This window comes from Salifodinibacter halophilus (assembly GCA_012999515.1).
GTDB classification, from domain to species: Bacteria; Pseudomonadota; Gammaproteobacteria; order Nevskiales; family Salinisphaeraceae; genus Salifodinibacter; species Salifodinibacter halophilus.
The window spans coordinates 861459-886983 of record JABEEB010000001.1; the positions used below are offsets into that span (position 1 = coordinate 861459).

Here is a 25525-nt window from a genome sequence, read left to right on the forward strand (position 1 = left end):
TAGCGGCCTGTTCGTAAGTTATAAGTACAACTAAAGTACCAATCACAGCGGGTTGGCACGAGTATATTGTGATCACATCATGTAACACATGATCGCAATCCTCGCCGGAGCCGACTCGGTAATGACGCCAGAACCAGTAGACAAAGCCAACCCTTCGACAGTGACATACGCACTGGCGGGGAACGAACCTGCCGAGTTCATCGAGGCCTTCATCGTCGATATAAATGGCATTGCACGCGGTAAGCGTGTGCCGATGACGGCGCTCGATCGGCTTTATGAGAAAGGACTTTGCTTGCCTGCCTCGACCGCACTGCTGGATATCTGGGGTAGCGAAGTAGAAGACACCGGTTTGGTTCTAGAAACCGGCGACGCCGATCACATTTGCTGGCCAGTTCTAGACAAGGTGTGGCCACAGCCGTGGAGCCAAAGGTCCGGCGGGCAGTTGCTGATGCAAATGCATGCCAATGATGGCACGCCTTTTGCCGGTGATCCACGAGTCGTTCTGAACACCGTGCTGGAACGTCTGAATGCCCGCGGTTTGCATCCTGTCATCGCGATAGAGCTCGAATTCCGGCTGCTCGAAGCCGAGCTCGACAGCACTGGTGTGCCGACGCCGGCGAAGGCATCGACAGGGCTCGGACAGCCATCGCAATTATACGGTCTTGAAGAACTAGAACGTCTGGATCCGGTCTTTGCCGACATCCAACAGGCCTGCAGCGCGCAAGGACTACCCATCGATACTTTGATCGCCGAGCAGAGCGAAGGCCAATACGAGATCAACCTGGAACATGTGGACGATGCCATGCAGGCCGCTGACCAGGCACTTTTATTAAAACGCACGATCAAGGCCTGCGCCCATCAACATGGCTTGGCAGCAAGTTTCATGGCCAAACCGTTCGGGATGTCGGCCGGCAACGGGATGCATGTCCACATCAGCGTTCTGGACGACAACCAGGACAACGTTTTCAGCAAAGATAGTGAGCCTACCGAGTGTCTCATGCAATCCGTGGCTGGATTGCTTAACACCATGGCCGACGCCACCGCTTTATTTGCGCCACATGCCAACTCTTACCGACGTTTTCAGGCAGGCAGCCATGTCCCAATGGCACCGAGCTGGGGATGGGATAATCGTACGACAGCACTTCGACTGCCATTGGCTACACCTGCAGCGACTCGTATTGAACACCGAGTCGCGGGCGCCGATGCCAATCCCTACCTAGTATTGGCCGCTGTGCTCGCGGGGATTGAACACGGCTTAGACCATGGTGCGCTCCCGTCCCCCGAAACCCATGGCAATGCCTACGACCAGCATGCGCCGTCCTTACCCGATGACTGGAGTGTCGCATTGGCACGCTTCGAACAATCAGCATTCATTACCGACTATATCGGCGCTACTTACCAGAGCTGGTTTGCAGCCTGCAAACGCCAGGAACGCGACCAACTCAAGTGTGAAGTTCCAACCAGCGAATACGCCGCTTATCTACAAACCGTGTAAATAACCACGCCCTAAACGCCACCCCCATCAAACCAATTCCAACACCTCGAACACGTCCAAGCATCACGAGAAAACCAATGTCCCGTGAATCCCACGCCGATTCCTACTACGCAGCAACTGCCCATCCCGCGCCCGAGCGCCCACCGCTCAACACCCGCAAACATGCCGATGTTTGCGTGATCGGTGCTGGTTTTTCTGGGGTAGCCACCGCGCTGTCGCTGACCGAGCGCGGCTATCGAGTCATCGTGCTAGAGGCCGCCCGGGTCGGTTGGGGCGCGAGCGGACGTAACGGCGGGCAAATAGTCAATGGTTACAGCCGCGATCTCGACGAAGTCGAAAAACACTATGGCGAAAACGCGGCGCGCACGCTCGGTGCCATGGCTTTCGAGGGCAGCCAAATCATCCGTCAACGCGTAGCGGACTACGCCATTGACTGCGATCTACACGATGGCGGCGTATTCGCCGCACTAAACCGCAAGCAACTCGACGGTTTAAAAAAACGACATGCTGACTGGCAACGCCACGGGCACAGTGAACTCGAGTTACTGGATTCGGACACCATCCGTCGGCATGCAAACACCGATTTATATGTCGGCGGGCTGCTGGATAAGGCCGGTGGGCATCTGCATCCACTCAATTTAGTGCTTGGCGAAGCGGCGGCCCTAGAAGCCCAGGGTGGCATTATTCATGAGCATTCGCCTGTCACCCACATTGAATCCGGTAAACGGCCAACGGTTCATACCGACGACGGCGCGGTCCAAGCTGACTACGTCGTAGCCTGCGGCAATGCTTATCTGGGCAACACCGTACCGTCCTTGCGCGCTCGAACCATGCCGGTATCGACGCAGGTCGTGGCCACCGCCCCCTTAGATCAATCGACAGTTGACCGGCTCATGCCGGCGGGTACCTGCATCGAAGATTGCAACTACATGCTCGACTATTACCGCATGAGCGCCGATCACAGGCTTCTATTCGGAGGCGGCACGGTCTACGGCGGCACCACGCCGGCCAATATCGAGGCCAAGTTGCGCCCCCACTTGGCGCGCACCTTCCCCGAATTGGCCGATGTCGATTTCGACTACGCCTGGAGCGGCAACTTCGCATTGACGTTGACACGCATCCCGGATCTGGGCCGGATCGATGAGCACATCTATTTTACGCACGGCTACAGCGGCCACGGGGTGACCACGAGCCACCTGGCCGGCCAGCTCATCGCGGAAGCAATCAGCGGTTCACCCGAACGCTTCGAAACCTTCTCCGCACTCCGCAACATCCCATTTCCCGGCGGCCGATCACTTCGTGTGCCACTAACTGTACTCGGCTCTTGGTATTACCAAGCGCGGGAAAAACTCGGGCTATAGCGCCTTGCTCACCGCATCCGGGTTTTAAACACATTTATGCAATGACGGCAGCACTCAGTAGCAATAACCAGTTGTGAATAAGACTTGGTATGCCGTGCACTTTACGGCAATTGACCTTGTACCGGTGACAAAAGTTTCGTACAGGCGAGGAGATACTTGGAATGCACGGTGGCCATGCTCACAGCATTTTGATTCTTACGGTTTTAGCCGTTTATATGCTCGTCATACTGGCCATCGGCTGGTATGCCTCACGCAAAGTCCATAACAGCAGCGATTACGTCGTCGCCGGTCGCCGGCTGGGCTTCGGCCTTGGCACAGGCGCCTTGATCGCAACCTGGTTTGGTGCCGGCACAGTCATGGGCGGCGCTGGCAATGCGTATATCTTCGGTAACCAAGGTGTCATTTTCGATCCTTGGGGCGCCGGCGCTTGTCTCATCATTGTCGGCTTTTTCTTCGGCCGACTGTTACGGCGTGGGCGTTATATCTCTCTAGCCGATTTGTACACCAGTCGCTACGGCAAAGGCATGGGGATCCTATCCATGGTTTCCATGGTAATTGCCGAGATGGGCTGGACCGGCGCCATGCTGGTGGGCTTTGGCAGCATCATCCATTACTTTACTGGTCTGTCATTAGCCTGGGGCATCGGTGTTTCGACCGTGGTGATGGTCACCTACACCATGAAGGGCGGCATGTGGGCCGTCACCCTGACCGATTCGCTTCAGTTGCTTGTTTTGTTTGTCGGACTGATCGCCATGCTGATTGTCGGCGTGCCACAACTCGGCGGCTGGTCCCATCTATTCGGCGCCAACGGGGCACAGAGCAACATGATGAATTTCCCGCACTGGTCATGGCTGCCCCACGGCACAGACGGTTTTATGGGCTATACCGGTTTGACTGGCTGGGTCTACTGGGTAGGTGCCTGGATAACGATCGGATTTGGCTCTATTCCGGCTCAAAATCTGACCCAGCGAGTGTTAGCCGCGCGTGATGAACGCACGACGGTGGGCATCAGTATCGTCGGTGGCGTGATCTATATTCTCATGGGGCTGATTCCAGTATCGATGGCGATGCTTTATTTCCAATCCCATCCCGGTCTTACGATTCAGGAGGCAAGTAACGAGCTTCTATTATTGATGGCCTCCAATTATCTGACTGCCACATTACTCGCCCTCTTTGTGTGCGCACTGGTCGCTGCCTTGATGTCGAGCGCCGCAGGGGCGGTTCTAGCCGCATCGACACTCATCGGCGACAACGGCTACCGCCTATTGACGGGGAAACAATCCAACGAATCGACGCTCAAGATCACCCGCTACGCCATTCCGGTCGTCACTGGCGTTTCACTCTGGCTGGCGCTGGATTTCAAGACTATCTACCATCTGATGGTTATCGCCTGGTCGATACTTCTCGTGTCATTGTTTGCCAGCTACGTGGCGGCATTTTTCTGGTGGCGCGCCAACGAAACGGGGGCAATCGCCGGTTTCATTGTCGGTTTTGCCACTTGGATCGGATGCTATTACTGGTACTTGCCGATCACGTCGGCCGCCAATACGGACGTGGGGCACGGTGCCGGCAGCGGCGTATATTTCCAGTGGGCGATGTGGGATGCACTTTACATCGCCTCAGTTTGGGGGCTGGTCGGTTCGATTGTCTGTCTCGTGGTCGTGTCATTGGCGACCCAGCGCATCAATAAACCGAAACCACTAGTCGATATAGACGGCAATCCGATGCGTAAAGCCGGCTGGTTCGGCATCAGCAGCCGTTGAGGCAAAATGATGCCGTTCACGCCGCAAACCAACTACCGCGCGCCCGATCCATTATCGAGCACAAAAGGTTGAACCATGTCAGAACTTGACGGCGACCAAGCTTTTCGCGCCAACAGCCTCTACGGCCGTCAGCCCGAGTTGACTTACAGCGGTGCACTTAGTTTTCTCCGCCGGCGCTATACCCGCGAGCTCGGAGAAGCCGAGGTGGCCGTCAATGGTGTGCCTTTTGATGCGTCGACGAGCAACCGGCCCGGTGCCCGTTTCGGCCCGCGGGCCATCCGCGAAGCTTCGACCCAACTGGCCGAGCTGCCCGCCTTCCCCTGGGGATTCGATCCGTTCGATGAAATCGCGGTAAGTGACTATGGCGACTGCTTTCTCGATTTTGGTTACCCCGAACAGATCGTGCCAACCATCGAGGCCCACGCCACACATATTCTGCAAAGTGGCGCCTCGATGCTGACGTTGGGCGGCGACCATCTGGTGACATATCCACTGTTACGTGCGCATGCGGCCGTTCACGGGCCATTAGCACTACTGCAATTCGACGCACATCCGGATACCTGGCCGGATGAGCCCGGCCGGCTGGATCACGGCACAATGCTGACCCGGGCAATCGATGAAGGCATCATCGACCCCGAGCGCTCGGTCCAGATCGGCATCCGAACCCATAGCACACCGCGCGGATTCACCGTCCTCGATGCCCCCTGGGTTCACCGACATGGTGTCGACGCGGTTATCGAACGCGTGCATTCGGTCATCGGTCACGACCCGACTTATCTGACCTTCGATATCGACTGCCTGGATCCGGCATTCGCCCCCGGAACCGGCACGCCGGTTGCCGGTGGTTTATCGAGCGCACAGGCGCTTGCCATCCTGCGTGGGCTGGGCGGACTAACTTTCGCCGGCATGGATGTAATGGAAGTCGCCCCCGCTTACGACCATTCCGAAATCACAGCCATCGCCGCAGCGACAGTTGCTCACGATTATCTTTGTTTACTGGCCGAAAAACGCCGTTCTGCGTAGCTAGCCGCAGGTGTCGCAGTTGCTACCCGCGGGGAGAGTGATCGTTCGCCAATGTTGGCGTTTGGTATCGAGGGCGAGGATACGGCCCGCTAAGGTATCGGGCTCACCGGCTAGGTGTTTGAGTGCTTCGACGGCCTGCAGTGTACCGACCACACCCGGCACCGCGCCGAGGACACCGGCATCGGCACAACTCGGAGCAGCTTCAGCCGGTGGCATTTCTGGGAACAGGCAGCGGTAACAGGGCTGGCCGCCTGCCGGGAACAGGCCAACCTGGCCATCGAAACGCTCCACGGCGCCAAATATCAAAGGAATGTCGGCTGCCACGCAGGCATCGTTTATGGCGAAACGGGCATCGAAGTTGTCAGAGCCGTCGACAACCAGATCGTAACCAGCAACGAGCTCAGGCGCGGTTTCGGGCGTGACGCGTTGTTCGATCGGCTCGATGTGGATCGACGGATTGAGCGCGGCGAGCGTGTCTCGGGCCGAACGGGCCTTGGATTCGCCGACAGCGGCATCTCGGTGGACAATCTGGCGGTGCAGGTTCGAACGCTCGAGGATATCGTGGTCCACGATACCGATATGGCCAACACCGGCCGCAGCAAGGTAGAAACCCACTGGTGAGCCAAGCCCACCCGCGCCGATAATGAGCACGCGTGCGGCCGCCAGTTTCGCCTGACCGCCTTCGCCGATTTCCGGCAGCGTGATCTGGCGGGCGTAGCGGGCGCGATCGGCGGTGTCGAGTGTAGCCGGTGTTTCGAACGGCAACCCAGCCTGTTTCCAGGCATCGAAGCCACCGTCAACCGAATATGTGTCGGTATAGCCAAGCCGGCGTAGTTCGTCTGCGGCCAGTAACGAACGTGCGCCGGAGGCGCACATCAGCAGAATCGTGCGCTCGCTCGCTATGTCGTTCTGGTCCAGACGCATCTCCAGAAAACCACGGCCATAGCGGGCAGCTTCAACCGGCGTCCCCTGTGCGATCTCATCAGCTTCGCGGATATCAACCAATAGCGCGCCATCGTTGACCAGCTCGACGGCACGTCTGGCGGGCACCGGTGGCAAACGCTCACGCAGCTCGGCCAGTGTTTTGCCCAGCGGTCCACTCATTTTGCTCGCCCCATACCATCGGCAGCGGTGGATTTGTTATCACTGCCATCGACTTCAGACCCGGCGACCGACTCGTCACCGAGCGCACTGTCACCGACATTGGCATCCCGTCGCCAGGTTTCGTCGATTTGTTTACTGCTTTTCGCCCCCATCTCGCGCAACATTTCGGTTTGTCGCACCAAGTTGCCCTGGCCGCTGGTGAGTTTGTTGCGGGCTTGGTCGAAGGTCTTTTTCGAGGTATCGATCTGTTTGCCAAGCTTGTCCAGATCATCGATAAAGCCAACAAATTTGTCGTACAACCGGCCGGCGCGGCGGGCAATCTCATCCGCGTTTTCTTCTTGTTGCTGCAACCGCCAGAGATTAGCCACGGCGCGTAGCATCGGCATCAGTGTGGTCGGCGACACCAATGCAATGTTGGCGTCCAGCGCAGTTCTCTGCAGCGAAAAATCGCCCCGTAAGGCTTCGACATAGGCCGCTTCGGAGGGGACAAACATAAACACATAATCCAGCGTGCGGATCGCATCGATGGCCTGATAATTTTTCTCGGACAGCGACTTCAGATGGCGCCGGATGGATTCGATGTGCTCTTTCTGCGCCGCCTGGCGTTGCGCGTCGTCCTCGGCATTCTGGACGCGCAGATAAGCCTCGAGCGAGACTTTGGCATCGACCACGATGCTGCGCGACTCCGGCAGATAGATGACGGCGTCGGGATATTGATGCGCACCGTTGTCGGCCGCGGCATGGAACTGGGTATCGTAGTGCGTGTCACGCTGCAGCCCCGAGCGTTCCAACACGGTTTCCAGAATCATCTCGCCCCAGTTTCCCTGGGTTTTGGAGTCACCCTTCAAAGCCTGGGTGAGTTCCGTCGCGTCCTCGGCTATGGCTTTGTTCGACTGCTCCAGCAGCCGGATCTGCTCGGCGAGCGCCGAACGCTGCTGGCTTTCCGCATCGTAGGTTTCACGCACCTGCTTTTCGAAACGACCGATATGATCACGCAGCGGTTTGATCAGCGATTCCAGATCGGCTTTGCTGTGTTCGGCAAACTTTTTACTGCGATCGTCGAGAATTTCCTGCGACAACGTCTTGAATTGCTGGGTCAACGCTTCGCGCGCGTTGGTCAGCTCCTTTAGTTTATCGTCAGCGGCTTTGCGCTCGGCTTCAATTTGCGTTTCCAGCCGCGTATTGGCATCGCGCATTTGCTGATGCGCCGCTCGTTCACGCTCGAGTTCGGCGCTGCATGCATCACGCTCGCTGACGGCGTTGGCGGCCTCGGTTTCCAACACCGCCAGGCGACCACGCGCAGCGATAAACGAGATAACCGCCGCGATCGCGCCGCCCACGACAAGACCAACCAGTCCCGAAATAAAAACCGACGTTGTCATTCGCCCAAAACCATCGTTCTACCCACTCGATTCTACGCGCCGACGTCAGTCGATCACGACATAACCCCCGCGGCCAGCCCGTATAATAGACAAACATCGCCATTCGGCCACATGCCTACCCCGCCGATTCTGGCCTCGATTACGACAAATCTATGCTGACACTCCGAAACATCACCCTGGCCTATGGCCCAACACCACTGCTCGACGACGCCGAGATCACCGTGCGACGTGGCGAGCGCGTCGCATTGGTCGGCCGCAACGGCACGGGCAAGTCGACACTACTGCGGATCCTCGCCGGCGAAGTCGAGCCCGACCACATGTCGGTCGAAAAAAGCGGCGACGTACGCATTGCTCGGCTGACGCAGGATGTACCCGCGGGCACAACCGGCAGCGTCTACGACGTGATCGCCGCCGGGCTCGGCAGGATAGGCGACGCACTGGCGCGCTTTCACGACTTAACGGCAAGACTCTCGGCGGGCGAAGACGTCATGGATGCGTTTTCGGCCGCCCAAGCGGAAGTCGATGCCGCTGACGGCTGGACATTCGCACAACGGGTCGAAGCAACAATCTCACGACTTTCGCTGGGCGCTGACACTCGCTTTGAACACCTTTCTGGTGGCCAGCAACGTCGCGTCCTGCTCGGCCGCGCGCTGGTCCAGGAACCCGACCTACTGCTGCTCGACGAACCAACCAACCACCTCGACATCGCCGCCATCGACCAACTCGAAGACATCCTCGCCAACTGGTCGGGCGCTTTGCTGTTCATCACCCACGACCGCGCCTTTCTGCGGCGATTGGCCACGCGCATCGTCGATCTGGATCGGGGCTATCTAACTTCCTGGTCCGGCAACTACGATCAATTTCTGGCTGACAAAGACAAGGCACTGGCCGACGAAGCACAAGCGCAAGCGGCTTTTGATAAGAAACTGGCAGCCGAAGAAGTTTGGATACGCCAGGGCGTGAAAGCGCGCCGTACGCGCAACGAAAGTCGCGTTCGCGAACTCAAGGCCATGCGCACCGAGCGCGCCCAGCGCCGCGAACGAACCGGCACCGCAAATATCACGACCCAGGACGTCGAGCGCTCCGGGCGCAACGTCGTGGTTGCCGAACATGTCTCGTACAGCCGGGGCGAACAACCGATCGTCGATGACCTGTCGACAACCATCCAACGCGGCGACAAAGTCGGCATCATCGGCCCGAACGGGTGCGGTAAAACCACGCTGATCCAGCTTTTACTCGACCGACTGGCGCCGGACACCGGCACGCTAAAACTAGGCACTAACCTCGATATCGCCTATTTCGACCAGCAGCGCGCGGCCATCGACGACAGTGCCACGGTCGTGGACAACGTCGGCCAGGGCCGCACCAGCATCACGGTCAACGGCAAAGATCGGCACGTGATGAGTTATCTCGGTGACTTCTTATTCTCGCCCAAGCGCGCCCGCTCGCCAGCCAGCGTACTGTCCGGTGGCGAACGCAACCGCCTGTTGCTCGCCAAACTGTTTACGCGCCCGGCTAATCTACTGGTCATGGACGAGCCCACCAACGATCTCGATATCGAAACACTCGAGCTGTTGGAAGAACGACTGATGGCGTTTCAAGGCACGCTGATCATCGTCTCCCACGATCGCGCGTTTCTCGATAACGTCGTAACCTCCAGCCTCGTGTTCGAAGGCAATGCCCAGGTCGGTGACTACATCGGTGGCTATTCGGACTGGCTCCAGCAACGCCCGGCTACACACGACAACCAATCCGCCCCCAAGACACGCAGTGCCAGTTCAGGCACACACGCCAAGGCTGAGGAACGTTCGACGGCCGGCCTGTCGCGCGCCGAACAAAAGGAATTGCGCGAACTGCCGGGCCGAATCGAGGAGCTCGAAAACCGCGTGGCGGCCACCGAATCCGAGTTCGGCTCGCCGACGATTTACACCGGCGATTCGGCGGCAATCGCCAACAAGACCACCGAGCTAAACGAACTGCGTGCACAAGTCGAAACCGCCATGGCGCGCTGGGAGGAACTGGAGTCGCGTCAAAACCAGAGCTAGCAGTCGGTAGGCGCACTTATGTCGGGCCAGCCAGGTCGTCCTTATCGTTGATAAACCGGTAGTATTCCAGCATGGATGCGGCAATCGCGAGGCGTTATGTACGAACTCTACTACTGGCCCGGTATCCCCGGACGCGGCGAATTCATCCGGCTGGCACTGGAAGACGCAGGCGCTGATTATATCGATGTCGGCCAACGAGACGGCGCCGGCGCCGTTGCCCGGTCGCTCTATGACGACACGACCGGCCCACCATTCGCGCCACCTGCTCTGCGCATTGACGGGATCGGCATGGTCTCGCAAGTCGCTAACATCCTGCGGGTGACCGGCCACGACCTCGGGCTTGCATCCGACAACGCGGCCGAGGACGCGTTCTGCCACGGGCTACAACTAACACTCTCGGATTTCGTCGCCGAAATCCACGACACCCACCACCCACTTGGCCCCGATCTGTACTACGAAGATCAAACCTCCGAAGCCAAGCACCGCGCAGCGCTGTTCCGAGCCAGCCGGTTGCCCAAGTTTCTCAGCTACTTCGAGCAGGTAACGGCCACCAACACGGCAGCACCCTGGCTCGTGGGTGCCGATGCAACGACGGCTGACTTGTCCCTTTTCCAGATACTGGCTGGGCTTCGCTACGCATTTCCAACCGCGATGGCCAGTCTCAACGATGCCATCCCCAACCTGAATACACTGCATGACGCCGTGGCGGCGCGCCCTGGGATCGCTGCCTATCTAGTATCGGATCGTCGCCAGCCGTTCAACCAACATGGCATCTTTCGCCAATATCCTGAGCTGGACGGCGATTCGAGCCCAGCGCGAGACGATGACGCCTGCAACCTGGCTTGAGAAATGGCAGACCGGCCCAATCAGGTTTCACCAACCTGATGGGCATCCGGCTCTCATCGAGCATTGGGCTTCGCTCGAGGCGACAGGCAATGAACGCGTGCTGGTGCCACTTTGCGGCAAGGCACGCGACATGGCCACGCTGGCAGAACGCGGACACGCCGTGCACGGCATCGAACTCAGTCAGCGTGCCGCCATCGATTTTTTTGCCGAAAGTGACCTGACGCCGAGCGTACTGACACACGATCCTGATTGCTATCGCGGCGAATGGCCGGGCGGCGGCGCCGTTGAAATCGACGTCGGCGACTTCTTCGAACTGGCCGACCGCCCTGGCCGTTCGTGCGAGCTGTTTTTCGATCGCGCCGCGTTGATTGCACTCCCGCCGTCGACCCAGGCACGTTATGTTGCCCAGATGAGTGCGATGCTCGCCTATGATGCGCGCGGCTTGCTGATCACGCTTGAGTACCCCGACTCGGCAATGTCGGGACCGCCCTTTTCCATCCCGGAAGACGAGGTGCGCAGGCTATTCAACGACGATTTTGTCGTGGCCAGGCTGGCGAGTCGCGACGTGCTATCCCTCTACGATCACTTGCGAGACAACGGCCTACCATCACTGTGTGAGCACGTATTTCAACTGCGCCGGCGTACTGGCTAACAGCCCATTAGCCGGTGTCGGCACTTTGTTGATGAGTGCTGTGGTCAGGCACTCGCGCTTTGTTTGCTGCGCCAATCCCACAATCCTTGAGCGACGAGCTGCACGTCCAAGCCGTAACACGTACGCATGCGCGGCACATCATCGGCACGGCCGCGATCGGTCAGCGCACGAACATAAAGTGCCATGATTGCTTCTTCCAAGTCGTCCATCGATTGCGCGTGCCGGCAACAATCGATGTATTGATCGACAAACGTGTGCAATTGCTGACCAATAGTCGCCACCTCGTCGACATTGCCGAAGTGCGTCGGCGCGACACGCTGCGGTGCCAGACCGATAATACGGTCAATCGAAGCGTGCATCGCGTCCGGATCGAACTGGTTCGGCGGTGTCTCCGGCACAAAAAACCGCCCCGCCGGGCTGTCGAGTTCCGGGTAGCCCACACCGAATGCATCACCCGCGAGCAAAGTGGCCGTGCGACGGTCGAAAATACTTTGATGGTGACGCGCGTGGCCTGGCGTATGGAAGATATCTAAAACGCGCTCGCCAATAGGCACTTCGGCATTGTCGGGGGTTTCGACGACGCGGTCGGCAGCAACCGGTTCCAGTCTGCCGTACTCGCGATCAAAAAATGCGTCGCCATAAACAGCGCGCACCCCTTTTTCCAACTTCGTCGGGTCGATCAGGTGCCGCGCTGCTGAAGGATGCGCGTACAACCGGGCGCTAGGCAACGCCATCATAAGCTGGCCAACGCCGCCGGCGTGATCGAGATGGGCATGGGTAGCGATAACCGCATCAACCCGCTCGGTCGTTATCGCCAGCGAGTCGAGCGCTGCCAGTAATGGCTGGATCGTCGCTGCGACACCGCAGTCCACAATCGCGACTCGGTCTTGCGCCGCGATAATAAAGCACGCTGTATGACGCGGCCTGATATAACCCGTATCAAAGCGATATACGCCTGGTGCAATGGATTCCAATCGATTATTCACATTCTCAGTGGTCATACGCGCATGGTTCGTTTGGCTTGATTGACGGTCAAATCACCCAGCTTACGAAGGCAAGCGTTGTCCGTTTGCCCGCGATAGCGAATGCTGATTCGTGCGCCGAGTATGCCGTAGCATCACTGCACGGTGTTGGCTTGAACCTGTCGACACCTTCGGGCGCGGCGGCATGCGGTCGCCACCACTGCCAATAACTAACCCGGTAGACTGATTCGTGCTTTTGTGCCATCTCGAACGCTCGCCGATCCACTCTTGTTTTTAAATCAAATCGCGGCGCGACGACGCACAGCGCGAACGCTGAAAGGGACGACACTCACCGCCTTCGCGATAGCATTCTTCGCGAGCTATTTCGCCGTTTTGCATGCCGGCATTTTCGCGACGACCGTGATGCCAGTAACTGTGGTCGATCGCTGGATCGGATTTCAGCCTTGGTCGATCGCCTTTTATCTATCGCTTTGGGTGTATGTTGCTTGTGCACCGGTACTCGTGCCCGACCGCCGGCAACTGGCCGCTTACCTCACCACCGCGACTGGTATGGCCCTCGTCGGACTGGCGATATTCGTCGTCTGGCCGACCCGAACGCCGACACTGGCCGCCGACGCGGCAACGCATCCGGCCGTCGCTTGGCTACACGGCACCGACCACGGCTATAACGCCTGTCCATCACTGCACGCGGCTTTTAGCGTGCTGACAGCCGGTTGGCTCGAGCGCATTCTGCGCGCCTGTGGCGCACCGCGCTTATTACGCCTGATCAACATCTGCTGGGCTGTGGGTATCGTCTACTCAACGATTGCTACCAACCAGCATGTCGCTCTCGACACACTCGCTGGCGTGGCACTTGGCGGCGGCACGCTGATTATGGAGCGCGCCTTCGCATGGCGACACCGAGCCGGGGTTAATCAGAAAAAATCGACGGCGACATAACCGACCAGCGCAAAGCTGGCCACAGCCGGCACCAACCCAATCAATACCCACAGCCCATCGCGTCCGACCAGCCCGAGTGAGGTAAGCACCAGGCCAAAAGCGGGGCCCGCAGCCGCAAACGGCAATAATTCAAGCGGTGGCATGCACAGCGCGACGACAACCATCACGACACCGATCAAGCGCGCCATCACCCCATCGGTCAGCATGCTCAGTCGCGGTTTGACGAGCCGATCGACGCGCCGGGTCCAGGGTTTGATGCGCCCGGCGACCTGTTTGTAGCGCATGCGATCAATCGACAGACGGCGCAGCCGGGCCGGCAACCAGGGCCTACGCTTGCCGACGACGAGCTGACCGGCGATCAACACGATACACAGCCCGCAGGCAGTCGGTACGCCAGGCACCGCGCCGGTCGGCAGCAGCACCAAGAGCGCCATGATTAACACTAATGGCCCGAAGCCGCGCTCACCGATGACCGTCAATACCTCATCGATAGTTAGCGCCTTGTCCGAACCGCTGTGTTCCAGATCATCGACTAACAGTGTAAGTGTAACTTCCCGCGACACGGCGACTCCGGCTAAAGGCTGACGGCAATTGGGCGGCCAACACGCGTACCGATTCTAAAACGCACCGCAGCGGTGCTCGGGAACGCGAACAGCGTGACAGGATACCGCGTTAGCCGATGCCTGATTGGTTATGCTAATCCCATTCTTCCGTAACAGGATCTGGCATGAATCATCGTCGACTCGGCACCACTGGCACCAAGGTTTCTCCGATCTGTCTGGGCACCATGACCTACGGCTCGTCGAACTGGCGGGATTGGGTGCTCAATGAGGACGCGAGCCGCCCGTTTTTCAAGCAGGCACTCGATGCCGGCATCAACTTCTTCGACACCGCTGACATGTACTCGCTCGGAGCTTCCGAGCGCATCGTGGGCAGCACGCTGGCCGACTATGCGCCGCGCGAGGACTACGTGCTCGCCACCAAAGTGTTTAATCCGATGGGCGAAGGACCAAACGATCGCGGCTTATCACGCAAACACATCATGGACGCCATCGATGCATCGCTCGAGCGACTCGGCACCGACTACGTCGACCTCTACCAAATCCACCGTTTCGACGACGAAACCCCGGTCGAAGAGTTCATGGAAGCATTACACGACGTCGTCAAATCGGGTAAGGCGCTCTACATCGGCGCGTCGTCGATGCGCGCCTGGCAGTTCGCCAAATGTCAGCAAGTAGCTCAGCAAAACGGCTGGACACGTTTTGTAACCATGCAGCCGATGTATAACCTCGTCTACCGCGAAGAAGAACGCGAGATGCTGCCGCTATGCGCCGACCAGGGCGTGGGCGTCATCCCCTGGTCGCCACTCGCCCGCGGAGTCCTGGCCGGGAAATCGCAGGATAGCGACAGCACACGCAGCCAGACTGATCAGGCGACGCGACGCTGGGGCCTCGGTGCGCGCGATTCAGATGACGCAGTGGTTGATGCGGTCCGGCGCGTCGCCGCGAATCGCGGCGTGCCTATGGCGCAGATCGCCCTGGCCTGGGTCGCCCAGCAACCCACGGTAAGTGCGCCCATCGTCGGTGCCAGCAAGGCCCATCACCTGGATGACGCCATTGCGGCACTCGATATCGAGTTAACCGACGACGAATGCCGCGAACTGGAAGCCGACTATGTACCCCATCCGGTCGTGGGGCATCAATAGATCACTTCACACGCGCCGTTGGTTGCACCAGCCAGCGGCGCAGGGTCAACCGAAAAGCTGACCGACGATGCGGAAACCCGCGATGTAAGTGGCGGCCGCGGAACCAAGCGTCGAAAATAAAAAGATAAGCAGCGTGCGCGACACGCGGTTTCTGAACCAGCCGCGCACCGACTTGACGTTACCTCGCAACATGGCGAAATCGCCGACTCGAGGTTTTCGCAACCACAACTCCGCGGCGGCCGTGACCATGCCGGCGCCTACAGTCGGGTTTAGCGACGTCAGTGGCGCGGCAACAAAAGCCGTCACTACGGTCAGCGGATGCGCCAGCGCGGCAGCAGCACCCAGTGCGGACAGCGCACCGTTAATGATCACCCACTCCAGTACGAGCTGGCCACCAAGCGCCGGGCTTCTCCAGAAACCGATCGCGAACCCGACCAACACCACGGCCACCACTGCCCACGGTATCCACTTCAGCCAACGCGCACCGCGCGGCACTGTGCTCAACTCGCCACGCACAGTGGCCGGATTATCAAAACCCTGGCGCAGATGATTCGCCAGACCCTTCAAATGGCCGGCACCAACGACAACCAAGGTGCGGCCCGCCGGTGCGTCCGTAGCCAGCAGCGACGCGGCCATGTAACGATCACGCTCGTCGATAAGCGCGGCGTGCAGATCCGATGACTGGGCCGCGAACTCCTTGAACGTCGACTCCAGAATATCGCCGTCCTTGAGTTGCTCAATGTCTTCAGCGGTGATTTTCTCGCGCGACAGCAGACTGCCCACGAGACCGCCCAGCATCGACAGACGCTGCCACCACGGAATCTGGCGATAAACCCGCTTGAGCGTTACACCAATTTCGCGGTCGATCAGATCAAGTGGCAATTCGTGCGACTGGCTGGCCGTGATCGCGGCCCGCATTTCGGCGCCAGGCTCGATGCCTAGCTGGTCCGCGAGCCGCTGTTGGTAGGCACCGATTGCCAGACTGGCCGCAACCATGCCGGCCTTGCCTTCGCGCAGGACACGAAACAAATCAAGGTCGGCTAACTGATCGTCGCCCGTGAGCGTCTGATGCCGCGGCGCGCAGAGTTCGATGGCGACGCGCTGGTAGTCGCCGCTGTCGATTTCGGCGCGCACCTCGCGCGCGCTTTCTGCCGACACGTGCGCGGTACCGAGCAAAACATATTCACGGTCGCCAACGACCACGGTTTCGCGCGGCCCGCGGGTTGCCGAGGCTGTGTTGTCGTCAGCCATTAAGTGCGCTTCTCTCCGGGCCGCCGAACACGACGCCATCCAATGCGGCTCATCTGCCGGCTTAGAACGATCGCTGGAGTGTCAATGAATAAATTGTATCCAACTTATCAGTATCCGAATCTTTCGGATTGTTGTTGTAGTCGTTCTCAAGCTGAGCCGAAACCGCCCAGACGGAGCTGTCGGCGATCGGAACAGTCGCTGCGAGCACCGACTTTAGTGAAAAGTTATTAGTTGGCGAATCAGTGAGTTGCGGATAAATATCGAAGTCGTGGGTCAACTTGAGATAGTCACCAAACAGCTCGCCGTAATGCCAACCGGCAGCAGCAACCATTTCGTTCTCACTTTGCCCCGACTCGTAATACTTCGTGAACTCATAACCGAGACCGCCGTGGAGCTTGAAAATCAAACGCGGTTGGCGCACCACGAAATACCCCGGCCCCGCTAACGTCCGGCTACGCAGATCGTAATTCTGGAAGCGGTCATGCTCGAGCGACTGCGACGCGAACATGAACAATCGGCGGGACAAATCCCGCTCATAGGATGCTTTCCCGAGATAATCCTCTTCGGTTTTATCGCCATCTGAAGTGGACATGTTGGCCGATGCCAGCAAATCGAGCCGCGTCAAACCGGTGCTTCGCAAGGCCGATATACTGGCCAGGATATTGGTGTTTTCCGAATTGCCACGGCTGCCGTTAATACCGAGCCGGCCATTGCCCGACCATGCGACGTTATCCGGCCCCGTCTCGTGCGCATACTCGGGTAGTTGGTACTTTTTGGCCTCGGTCTGCCGCTCATTCTCGGCTATTTTTTGTGGCCGAAGCTGATCAACGCTGGTCAGCTCGATCCGTTTCCTGCCCGTTTCTTGTTGTGCATCTTCCGTATATGCGTATTGGGATTCCGCATCGGAGTCGTATGCTAAGCGCACAGTCGAGGTTTGATTCGGGCCGAGCGCTACCGGCACCGCCTCATCCGTGGTCACACCCGCCAAGGTGTCGCGATCGAGCGTAAGCGTGTCCGCGTAATCAGTATCCAGCGTCAGCTTATTGGCGGTCATGGTCTGAACCTGACCTTCTAATTGACTGCCGCCTTTCAGATAAACCGTATCAGCGACCGCTGATCCGGTTGTTACCCCTAATATCGCCAAACCAGACAAGGCGATACGCATTCGATCACTCACTTAACTCTCCTTAACCGTAAATACTTGCGGCGCACCCGGGTACCGCCACCCATGTCGCCGGACCGGGGATAGACCGCCAACGCGCGAGTAGCCGGCGGTCAGCACAACAGAATGGTAATACCGCTCCAACGCCAAGCACAGCCATCCCCGCGACTGGCGCTGGCTCGCCACTCGCTAATTCCAATCCGACAAGACCAGCTGCAACCAGCCACCACCGACAACAGCGATCCGACTCGCGAGCACGCCACACCGAGTTGGCGACCAATAACCAACGACAGCCCTGCGCGCGCGATCGCCAATACTGCCATAAGAATGCCAACGCTGCCCCTGACGCCTAATCCAAACACCGCGCGCCGGCAGTCACCCACTGGCACGCGCGCCAACCGTACTAGCGTTGTTCGCTTGCCGGCGCCCGTGCCGACAAGCTGCGTGCGATCCACACACACACGAGCAGCTGAATCTGATGAAACATAATCAACGGCAGGATGATCGAACCGAGCCGGCTAGATGCAAACAGCACGTTCGCAATCGGAATTCCGCCAGCCAGAGTTTTCTTGGAGCCACAAAAGAGCAACACAATCGCATCACCCCGGCCAAAAAGAGCGCGCCCGAGCGCCCAAGTTGCGAGCAGCACAATGGCAAGCAAGATGATATCCACGGCCGCAAGCACAACTAATGACGCCAGCGGTGTCTCGACCCAAAGGCCGGCTACAACCGACGCACTGAATGCGCCGTAGACCACCAGCACGATCGCCCCTTGATCAACGAAACGGACGATACGTGGATACCCCTCGATTAACCGGCCCACCGCCGGCCGCGCGCATTGGCCAAGCACAAACGGCAACAAGATTTCGACCGCAATATGCCCAAGCGCAGCCAGTGATATCCCGCTGCTGGTAGTCGCACCGGTTATGAGCACACCGGCTAAAAGCGGTGTGACGAGCACACCCAGCATGTTCGACAAACTGGCTGTACATACGGCCGCCGGCACGTTACCGCCGGCGATCGAAGTAAACGCAATGGAGGATTGAACTGTCGATGGCACCAGCGCCAGATACAACACACCGGCGGCCAAAGCCGGCGTTAGCAAGCCATTCAAAAGCGGCTGCGCGACCAGCGCAAGCAACGGAAACAAGACAAACGTTGTTGCCAGAACGACCGTGTGAAGCCGTACATTCCACATGCCAGCGACAACGGCTTCGCGCGATAACCGGGCACCGTGGAGGAAAAATAAAAACGCAATAGCAGCCAGCGTCACCACGTCGAACACGCTGGCAAACGCCCCACGGACGGGCAAAAAGGACGCCAAAACGATCGCGCCTATGAGGGCCAGCACGAAACGGTCCGGTAGCCAACGAAATAGTTTCATCGTGCAATTATACCGGCCGAACACCCGATCTCAGCAGGCAGCGTGCGGCGGCCACACCATGGCTCCCCACGTGCAACGCCAACGCGCCATGGTGTGCAATGACGCTCGGGCCATCGCACGACCACAGCAATGTTGGCCGCAACTACGGCCGGTTATAGACGCTGTCCCGCCGTCAGCCGGCTAACGGCGGGACAGCGTCAATCATCTTGTAGCTCGCTAAGCCGAAAACCGATTATGGAGGCCGCATTCGCGGTTACCGTGAACTTTGGTCGGGTCGTAGTAGCGCGTCTCGTTCGGCAAGTCATGCTGCTCGAGATAGGCATGCATGTCGAACTCGGTCCATTCCAAGACCGGCGCGACTTTGACCACGCTATCGGCACTATCCTGTGTAACGATTTCCATGTTGCGCCGGAATTCGGTCTGATCGCGCCGCACAGCGGTCAACCAGACATCCGGCGCCATATCCGCCATCGCGCGGGTGAACGGCTCGAGTTTGACTTGCCGGGTGAACTCTTCGTGCTGCGGGTCGTCAACATCCGGAATCCCCATTACGGCGTCGCGGCGCGCGGCCGAAGCGATTGGGTTGTAGACGTGGATATTCAGGCCGAGCTGATCGATAAGTTTTTCTGCGAACAGATAGGTGTATCGCGTGGCATAGCCAGAATCCACCCAAACGACTGGCATGTCAGGTTGCACACGGGTGGCCAGATGCAGCAACACCGCTTCGTTGGGGCCAAAATTCGTGGTCACGATGGTCTTGCCACCAAGCCCCGCAGCCCATTCCACGATCGATTGCGGATGCTGCCCAGCCAGCTCGGCATTGGCTGCGTTTACGTCAACTTTCATAAGCCACACGCTCCTTATTGTCGGCTATGCAGCCTCGCTGCAGCTGTTACACGACATGTTCTCTATGGATTTGCTTATGATAAAGCGTTCGCTGATATCATTGGATTATATCGATAGCACGCTTGGCGTGACCGGGTTTTACACCACGAGGCGCGGGCGGCGTGCATACCACGACACCCTCGCCCCCAATTGTTCAGGGAATTTTGATGGCCCAATACATCTACACCATGAGCGGCGTCAGCAAGACTGTACCGCCCAGGCAACAGATCCTGCGCGATATCTCGCTGTCATTTTATCCGGGCGCCAAGATCGGCGTGCTCGGCTACAACGGCGCCGGCAAATCCACCTTGCTGCGGATCATGGCCGGCACCGATCAAACCTACGATGGCGAAGCCCGTCCGATGCCGGGTATCAACATCGGCTATTTGCCACAGGAGCCGGAACTCGATCCGAACAAGGATGTCCGCGGCAATGTTATGGATGGCCTCGGCGAGCTGGTCAATCAACTCAACCGTTTCAACGAGATCAGCGAAGCATTCGGCGACCCGAACGCCGACTTCGAAGCACTACTCACGGAACAGGCGGAGCTGCAATCGGCGATCGACGCCGCTGACGGCTGGGAAATCAACAACACGCTCGATCGCGCCGGCGAGGCCCTTAACTTGCCGGCATGGGACGCCCATGTCGATACACTGTCGGGCGGTGAACGTCGTCGCGTGGCGATTTGCCGGCTGCTGCTATCCAAACCCGATATGCTGCTGCTCGACGAACCGACCAACCATTTGGATGCCGAGTCGGTCGCTTGGCTGGAACACTATCTGGATGAGTTCGATGGCACCGTCGTCGCCGTCACCCACGACCGCTACTTCCTGGACAATGTCGCCGGCTGGATCCTCGAGCTCGACCGCGGCCACGGCATCCCCTGGCAAGGCAATTACTCATCCTGGCTGGAACAAAAAGAAAAGCGCCTGGCCCAGGAACAACGCGCCGAAGCTGCACACAAGAAAGCCGTCGCCGCCGAACTGGAATGGGTGCGCTCGAACGCCAAGGGCCAACAATCCAAGAACAAGGCCCGCCTGAAACAGTTCGAAGAACTTCAATCGCAGGAATATCAGAAGCGTTCGGAAACCAACGAAATCTACATCCCGCCAGGGCCACGCCTCGGTGATCTGGTCTTCGAGCTGGACGGCGTGACCAAACAATACGGCCAGTCCACGCTTTACGAAAACGTCTCACTGACGGTGCCACAGGGCGCAATCGTCGGCATCATCGGCCCGAATGGCGCGGGCAAAACCACGCTATTCCGTATGCTGACCGGCGAAGAAACGCCCGACACGGGCGAAATCCGCATCGGCGACACCGTGGAACCGGCTTACGTCAGCCAGTCGCGCGACGAACTCGACGCCGGCAACACCGTTTGGGAAGAGGTCTCCGGTGGCCAGGATATTCTAAAAGTCGGCAACTACGAAGTGTCTTCACGTGCCTATCTCGGCCGCTTCAACTTTAAGGGCTCGGACCAGCAAAAACGTGTCTCCGAGTTATCCGGCGGCGAGCGTAACCGCCTGCATCTGGCGAAACTGCTGCAGAAAGGCGGCAACGTACTGCTACTCGACGAGCCGACCAACGACCTCGACGTGGAAACGCTGCGCGCACTGGAACAGGCCCTGCTGGATTTCCCTGGTTGCGCCATGGTCATCTCGCACGACCGCTGGTTCCTCGACCGCATCACGACACACATCCTCGCTTTTGAGCCGGACGGCGTGGTATTCCTCGAAGGTAACTACCAAGATTTCGAAGCCGACCGCAAACGCAGGCTGGGTAGCGCCGCCGAGGGATCATCCAAGGCCAAACACCGCAAACTCGCCTGACGATCTGTGTCGTAACCTGGCGACTCTTATCGGGGTCGCCTGGTTACATTCACAAGACGCTTAGCGAGGACTGCGCACCAGTTGCCGCTGACATGCTCTGGTTAACTTCAAGCTTCAGAGCGCACCGCCCCGCCGTTTGAGCCGCGCCACCGTGATCAGATTGGTTGCCAGAATCAATAATTCGGCGAGCGTGCCGCCGAACGATCCAACCAACACTTGCATCACCACCCAACAGAAAGCGGCACCAGTGAGAAAAAGCCGCATGGGCACGCCACCGTGCATGAACATACCGTACGTGCCGAGACTTCCGGCCGCGACCGCCCAGATATCGCGTGGCGCATGCCAGGTCAAAGCGGCGGCAACGCATGTGGCAACCAGCATGACGCACATAACTCGACCGTTGTGCTTGTAGCGCCGCACGAGGTGGATACGCAGGATGATCAACACCGTCACAGCGGCCGCCGCCCAGCTCCGGAACATAGCGAACTGAAGCGCAAAGGCGACATTCGCGAACAGCAGCAGGAAGAACAATCGATCATCACGTTTGGCGGCAAACCCGATGATGCACAGTGTCAACGCAACCACGCCAAACGTTTGGCCGGCGATCCAGCGAAGCGTCAAAACATCTGGCATGAAAGCGCTCTCAATGACTTAAGCGCGGATAGCCGCTAGACGATAGCAGGTGATCACATGAGGTGCCCGGTGTGACGCATCAGCCGTGGTTGATCCGGGTACACAAGAAAACGCCACCAACCCGCACAGCCCGCTCAAACCGCCTGTTTGGCACGGCCGGCGGCCCACCGTTTGGTTTGATACGGTCATCCACATAACTTTCGCTCGGATCACTGCATGGCAGACCCGACAAGCAATACCCAGCAACCGAGCGCTGCCTCAAATAGCACCTCATCCGAGCCCGCTGCTGTTTTGGAGTTCTGGTTCGGAGCGCTTGATGACGACCATGGATTCCCAAGCGTCTGGGGACAACGCTGGTTTGGCGCCGACCACAATTTCGATGACACAGTCCGCGCGCAGTTCGAGCCGCTCATACACGCTATTGCCGCCGGCCAACACGACGACTGGCGGGCAACCGCGACCGGCGCACTAGCGCTTGTAATCGCGCTCGATCAATTCACGCGCAACTGTTTTCGCGGCACGCCGCATATGTATAAGTTTGACCACCTCGCCCGACAAGTGGCCAACGAAAGTCTCGAGCACGGCTTCGACTGGCTCGTACACCCGGTACAAAGCGTGTTTTTCTATATGCCGTTCGAGCACCACGAGGATTTGGCGTCACAAGAGCGGGCTGTGACGCTGTTTCGGATGCTACAACGCGGGGTGAATGAAAAAGACCGCGCGCAATACGCCGGTTTCCTCGACCACGCGCTCGCACACCGAGACATTATTGCCCGCTTCGGACGCTTCCCGCACCGAAACGCGATTATCGGGCGCACAAACACGACGGCGGAAACGCATTTTCTGGCGGCACAACGGCAATCCAGCCTATAGCGATCGCCCACGCCCAATGCCGCTTTAGCACCGCCCCAAGTACCCGATCATAGGACATTAATCGCGCAGGCGGATGGCGAAGCCACGCCGCAACTCCCCCGCCGTTTCAAGATACATCACCGTGGCGCCGATCACGGCCGCTGGCATGACCACAAGATTGACCAGCGGTAACAGGGTCAGCCCCATGATTACGCTACCAAAGCCGATGTGTCGCATAGCGTGTGAACGCAAAAACGCCGTCTTTTTGTCGAAAGACATACCACGGTTGCCGAGCGGCTCGTCTAGATACTCGAACGCCACCATAAGCGCGCCGAAGCCAAGCCACATGGGTCCAACAAGCAGATTGACAACCGGAATAAAGCCAATCACGAACGTGACAAGCAAAAGCAATAATGCCCGTGTTGCGTAATACATCAAACGTTTGATTTCGCTGGCCACAGCATCGCTTATTTCGCCCACCATGCCGTGCCGTGATTCGGGCACACCGTTGCCATACCGATCTTCCACACGGGCCGATAGAAACGGTGTGAACGGCGCCGCGATCAGATTGGCCAGAATCACGAAGACAAACGCGAAGAACACGAGCGCGAGCAACAAGCCGACAACCCATAGCAGCGCCCCCAGCCAGTCCAACCAGCCGGGCAACGCGCCGACCCATGCATCGAGCCAGTGATCGAGTTGCCAGCCAAATACGCCGAGCAGACCGACAATCACGAATACGTTGATGATGACCGGCCAAACGGCAAGTCGCCGCAATGCGGGATCGCGCAATAACGAAAACCCGCGCAGCGCACAGACTGCACCGGTTGTGAAATCGGCTACCGGATTAGCTGATCGCGGCACGACACACCTCATGGTAATGCGACATTATTCGGCGCAAGAGCAAAGACAACAACGGCCGCACACCACACCATCTATGGCATTACTGCAACCCAACCGCGCGGAAAACACACATCTCGATGTGCGACCACGGCGGCCCTTGCCGCGCTCAAACCGACACTGGACAAGATAACCCGTCGCACGTTCAATGGATGCAAGCAAGCGTCTATACCGCCTTCCACAATCCAGGACCATGCGACAGCTAAACGAAGAACAAGACCTTGAATACGTCGGCTTCTGGCCACGCGTAGGCGCCAGCATTATCGATACGATCCTGCTATCCGCCATCATCGGGGCGCTGATGGCCATGGCCTATGGCGGTCAATACGACACGCCGCAGGCAATCATCAAGGGCCCGACCTATTTTCTTATTAATTGGGTTTTTCCCGCCACTGCCGTAATCACGTTCTGGAGCACCCTACAAGCAACACCGGGCAAAATGATCATCTCGGCGAAAATCACCGATGCTACGACCGGACAACCACCGAGTATCGGCCAGAATATCGGCCGCTACATCGGCTACGCCGTGTCTATGATTCCGTTTCTTTTAGGCCTGATATGGGTTGCATTTGACCGCCGAAAACAGGGGTGGCACGACAAACTCGCTAACACGGTCGTGGTACGACCGAAGCGCAGCAGCGCCGATCCGGTTAATTTCAAGCACCATTGAAACGGTTGCCCAATCCCGATTGGCAAACAAAAACACAGCCCCACAGTCAGTCCCAACGCCACGGACAGGTTAGAGCAAGCCACCTAGCTTTATATCGCGAACAAGTGTTTTTGTGGTGGTAAGCCTTTCGGCATCCAAACCATTAACTCACCAGTTTTTTATGCATGACATACGCATCAACGTAGCCATGCGTGGGGTGTTGAAACGCTTCGGGAAGCGTGCCTACAACCTCGAATCCAAGCTTTTGCCAAAGCCTGATCGCGCCCTCGTTGGTTGATACAACAAAATTGTATTGCATCGCGCGAAAACCGCGCCTTACACCTTCCTCTTGCGAATGTTGGCACATCGACGATGCCACCCCCTTGCCTTGGGCCACGGGATCAACGACATAGCCACAGTTACACACGTGCGAGCCTGGGCCGGGCCAATTGGGTTTTAGGTAATAAGAGCCATGGATTACGCCCGCCTCATCTTCGGCCACGAACGTGACATCGGGGCCTTCAATCCACGCCCGGCGTGCTTCTTCCTCAGCTATATCCGGCGCAAAGCCATAGGTATCACCAGCACGAAAGATTGGCGCCAGAATGTTCCAAACAGCTGGCCAGTCAGAGTCTTCAAATGTGCGGATAAGTGTCATAGGCGGCCCTCATAAAAATCAATT

At 58.5% G+C, this 25525-nt stretch carries 23 protein-coding genes; 12 read left to right on the forward strand and 11 right to left on the reverse strand.

Features of this window, described 5'->3' with window-relative positions; genetic code table 11:
• The first annotated feature begins 121 nt into the window (after positions 1–121).
• From HKX41_03890 to speB, 4 genes are all read left to right on the forward strand, one after another.
• Positions 122–1495, forward strand: coding sequence for a glutamine synthetase (locus HKX41_03890; protein ID NNC23293.1), 1374 nt, complete (start codon positions 122–124; stop codon positions 1493–1495).
• A 77-nt stretch (positions 1496–1572) separates the two neighbouring features.
• On the forward strand, positions 1573–2856 hold the full coding sequence (locus HKX41_03895) for an FAD-binding oxidoreductase (protein ID NNC23294.1): 1284 nt from the start codon (positions 1573–1575) through the stop codon (positions 2854–2856).
• A 161-nt stretch (positions 2857–3017) separates the two neighbouring features.
• Entirely contained in the window at positions 3018–4619 is a 1602-nt protein-coding gene (locus tag HKX41_03900; protein ID NNC23295.1) for a sodium:solute symporter family protein, read from the forward strand.
• 75 nt (positions 4620–4694) lie between these two features.
• Positions 4695–5642 (forward strand): agmatinase, encoded by a 948-nt coding sequence (gene speB / locus HKX41_03905; protein ID NNC23296.1) that lies wholly within the window; start codon positions 4695–4697, stop codon positions 5640–5642.
• Here speB and moeB read toward each other — a convergent pair whose 3' ends face one another.
• Entirely contained in the window at positions 5643–6746 is a 1104-nt protein-coding gene (gene moeB, locus HKX41_03910; protein ID NNC23297.1) for a molybdopterin-synthase adenylyltransferase MoeB, read from the reverse strand.
• Positions 6743–8128 carry a DNA recombination protein RmuC gene (gene rmuC / locus HKX41_03915; protein ID NNC23298.1) on the reverse strand — a complete coding sequence of 462 codons (1386 nt, stop codon included), beginning with the start codon at positions 8126–8128 and terminating at the stop codon, positions 6743–6745. Before rmuC ends, moeB begins: the two co-directional genes overlap by 4 nt.
• A 152-nt stretch (positions 8129–8280) precedes the next feature.
• On the opposite strand from rmuC, the gene HKX41_03920 reads away from it, so the two are divergent.
• The 3 genes from HKX41_03920 (at position 8281) to HKX41_03930 (ending at position 11671) form a co-directional block, all read left to right on the forward strand.
• On the forward strand, positions 8281–10173 hold the full coding sequence (locus tag HKX41_03920; protein ID NNC23299.1) for an ATP-binding cassette domain-containing protein: 1893 nt from the start codon (positions 8281–8283) through the stop codon (positions 10171–10173).
• 75 nt (positions 10174–10248) lie between these two features.
• Positions 10249–11019: a glutathione S-transferase gene (locus HKX41_03925; protein ID NNC23300.1), complete on the forward strand. Its 771-nt coding sequence runs from the start codon at positions 10249–10251 to the stop codon at positions 11017–11019.
• Positions 10997–11671 carry a thiopurine S-methyltransferase gene (locus HKX41_03930; protein NNC23301.1) on the forward strand — a complete coding sequence of 225 codons (675 nt, stop codon included), beginning with the start codon at positions 10997–10999 and terminating at the stop codon, positions 11669–11671. Before HKX41_03925 ends, HKX41_03930 begins: the two co-directional genes overlap by 23 nt.
• A gap of 44 nt (positions 11672–11715) precedes the next feature.
• Here the strand turns inward: HKX41_03930 and HKX41_03935 are convergent, their stop codons facing one another.
• Positions 11716–12672: an MBL fold metallo-hydrolase gene (locus HKX41_03935; protein NNC23302.1), complete on the reverse strand. Its 957-nt coding sequence runs from the start codon at positions 12670–12672 to the stop codon at positions 11716–11718.
• A 381-nt stretch (positions 12673–13053) separates the two neighbouring features.
• On the opposite strand from HKX41_03935, the gene HKX41_03940 reads away from it, so the two are divergent.
• Positions 13054–13593, forward strand: a complete 540-nt coding sequence (locus HKX41_03940; protein ID NNC23303.1) for a phosphatase PAP2 family protein — start codon at positions 13054–13056, stop codon at positions 13591–13593.
• On the opposite strand, the gene HKX41_03945 is transcribed toward HKX41_03940, so the two are convergent.
• Positions 13569–14156 (reverse strand): exopolysaccharide biosynthesis protein, encoded by a 588-nt coding sequence (locus tag HKX41_03945; GenBank protein ID NNC23304.1) that lies wholly within the window; start codon positions 14154–14156, stop codon positions 13569–13571. The genes HKX41_03940 and HKX41_03945 overlap by 25 nt on opposite strands.
• 164 nt (positions 14157–14320) lie before the next feature.
• On the opposite strand from HKX41_03945, the gene HKX41_03950 reads away from it, so the two are divergent.
• Entirely contained in the window at positions 14321–15298 is a 978-nt protein-coding gene (locus tag HKX41_03950) for an aldo/keto reductase (GenBank protein ID NNC23305.1), read from the forward strand.
• Between the two features lie 45 nt (positions 15299–15343).
• Here the strand turns inward: HKX41_03950 and HKX41_03955 are convergent, their stop codons facing one another.
• The 4 genes from HKX41_03955 to HKX41_03970 form a co-directional block, all read right to left on the reverse strand.
• Positions 15344–16549 (reverse strand): TraB/GumN family protein, encoded by a 1206-nt coding sequence (locus tag HKX41_03955; GenBank protein ID NNC23306.1) that lies wholly within the window; start codon positions 16547–16549, stop codon positions 15344–15346.
• A 61-nt stretch (positions 16550–16610) separates the two neighbouring features.
• On the reverse strand, positions 16611–17726 hold the full coding sequence (locus HKX41_03960) for a DUF481 domain-containing protein (protein NNC23307.1): 1116 nt from the start codon (positions 17724–17726) through the stop codon (positions 16611–16613).
• Between the two features lie 388 nt (positions 17727–18114).
• The gene (locus HKX41_03965; protein ID NNC23308.1) at positions 18115–19095 is read right to left on the reverse strand and encodes a bile acid:sodium symporter; all 981 of its coding nucleotides are present in this window, start codon (positions 19093–19095) and stop codon (positions 18115–18117) included.
• Between the two features lie 216 nt (positions 19096–19311).
• Positions 19312–19941: a phosphoadenosine phosphosulfate reductase family protein gene (locus HKX41_03970; GenBank protein NNC23309.1), complete on the reverse strand. Its 630-nt coding sequence runs from the start codon at positions 19939–19941 to the stop codon at positions 19312–19314.
• A 206-nt stretch (positions 19942–20147) separates the two neighbouring features.
• On the opposite strand from HKX41_03970, the gene ettA reads away from it, so the two are divergent.
• On the forward strand, positions 20148–21809 hold the full coding sequence (ettA, locus tag HKX41_03975) for an energy-dependent translational throttle protein EttA (GenBank protein ID NNC23310.1): 1662 nt from the start codon (positions 20148–20150) through the stop codon (positions 21807–21809).
• A gap of 114 nt (positions 21810–21923) precedes the next feature.
• On the opposite strand, the gene HKX41_03980 is transcribed toward ettA, so the two are convergent.
• Entirely contained in the window at positions 21924–22442 is a 519-nt protein-coding gene (locus HKX41_03980) for a YgjV family protein (GenBank protein ID NNC23311.1), read from the reverse strand.
• Between the two features lie 216 nt (positions 22443–22658).
• Between HKX41_03980 and HKX41_03985 the strand changes: the two genes are divergently transcribed.
• Entirely contained in the window at positions 22659–23315 is a 657-nt protein-coding gene (locus HKX41_03985) for a DUF924 domain-containing protein (protein ID NNC23312.1), read from the forward strand.
• A 57-nt stretch (positions 23316–23372) separates the two neighbouring features.
• Here HKX41_03985 and cysZ read toward each other — a convergent pair whose 3' ends face one another.
• Positions 23373–24158, reverse strand: coding sequence for a sulfate transporter CysZ (gene cysZ, locus HKX41_03990; protein ID NNC23313.1), 786 nt, complete (start codon positions 24156–24158; stop codon positions 23373–23375).
• A 229-nt stretch (positions 24159–24387) separates the two neighbouring features.
• On the opposite strand from cysZ, the gene HKX41_03995 reads away from it, so the two are divergent.
• A complete protein-coding gene (locus tag HKX41_03995; protein NNC23314.1) occupies positions 24388–24864 on the forward strand; it encodes an RDD family protein in 477 nt (158 codons plus the stop codon).
• Positions 24865–25006: 142 nt separating this feature from the next.
• On the opposite strand, the gene HKX41_04000 is transcribed toward HKX41_03995, so the two are convergent.
• On the reverse strand, positions 25007–25501 hold the full coding sequence (locus HKX41_04000; GenBank protein NNC23315.1) for a GNAT family N-acetyltransferase: 495 nt from the start codon (positions 25499–25501) through the stop codon (positions 25007–25009).
• Positions 25502–25525: the final 24 nt, after the last annotated feature.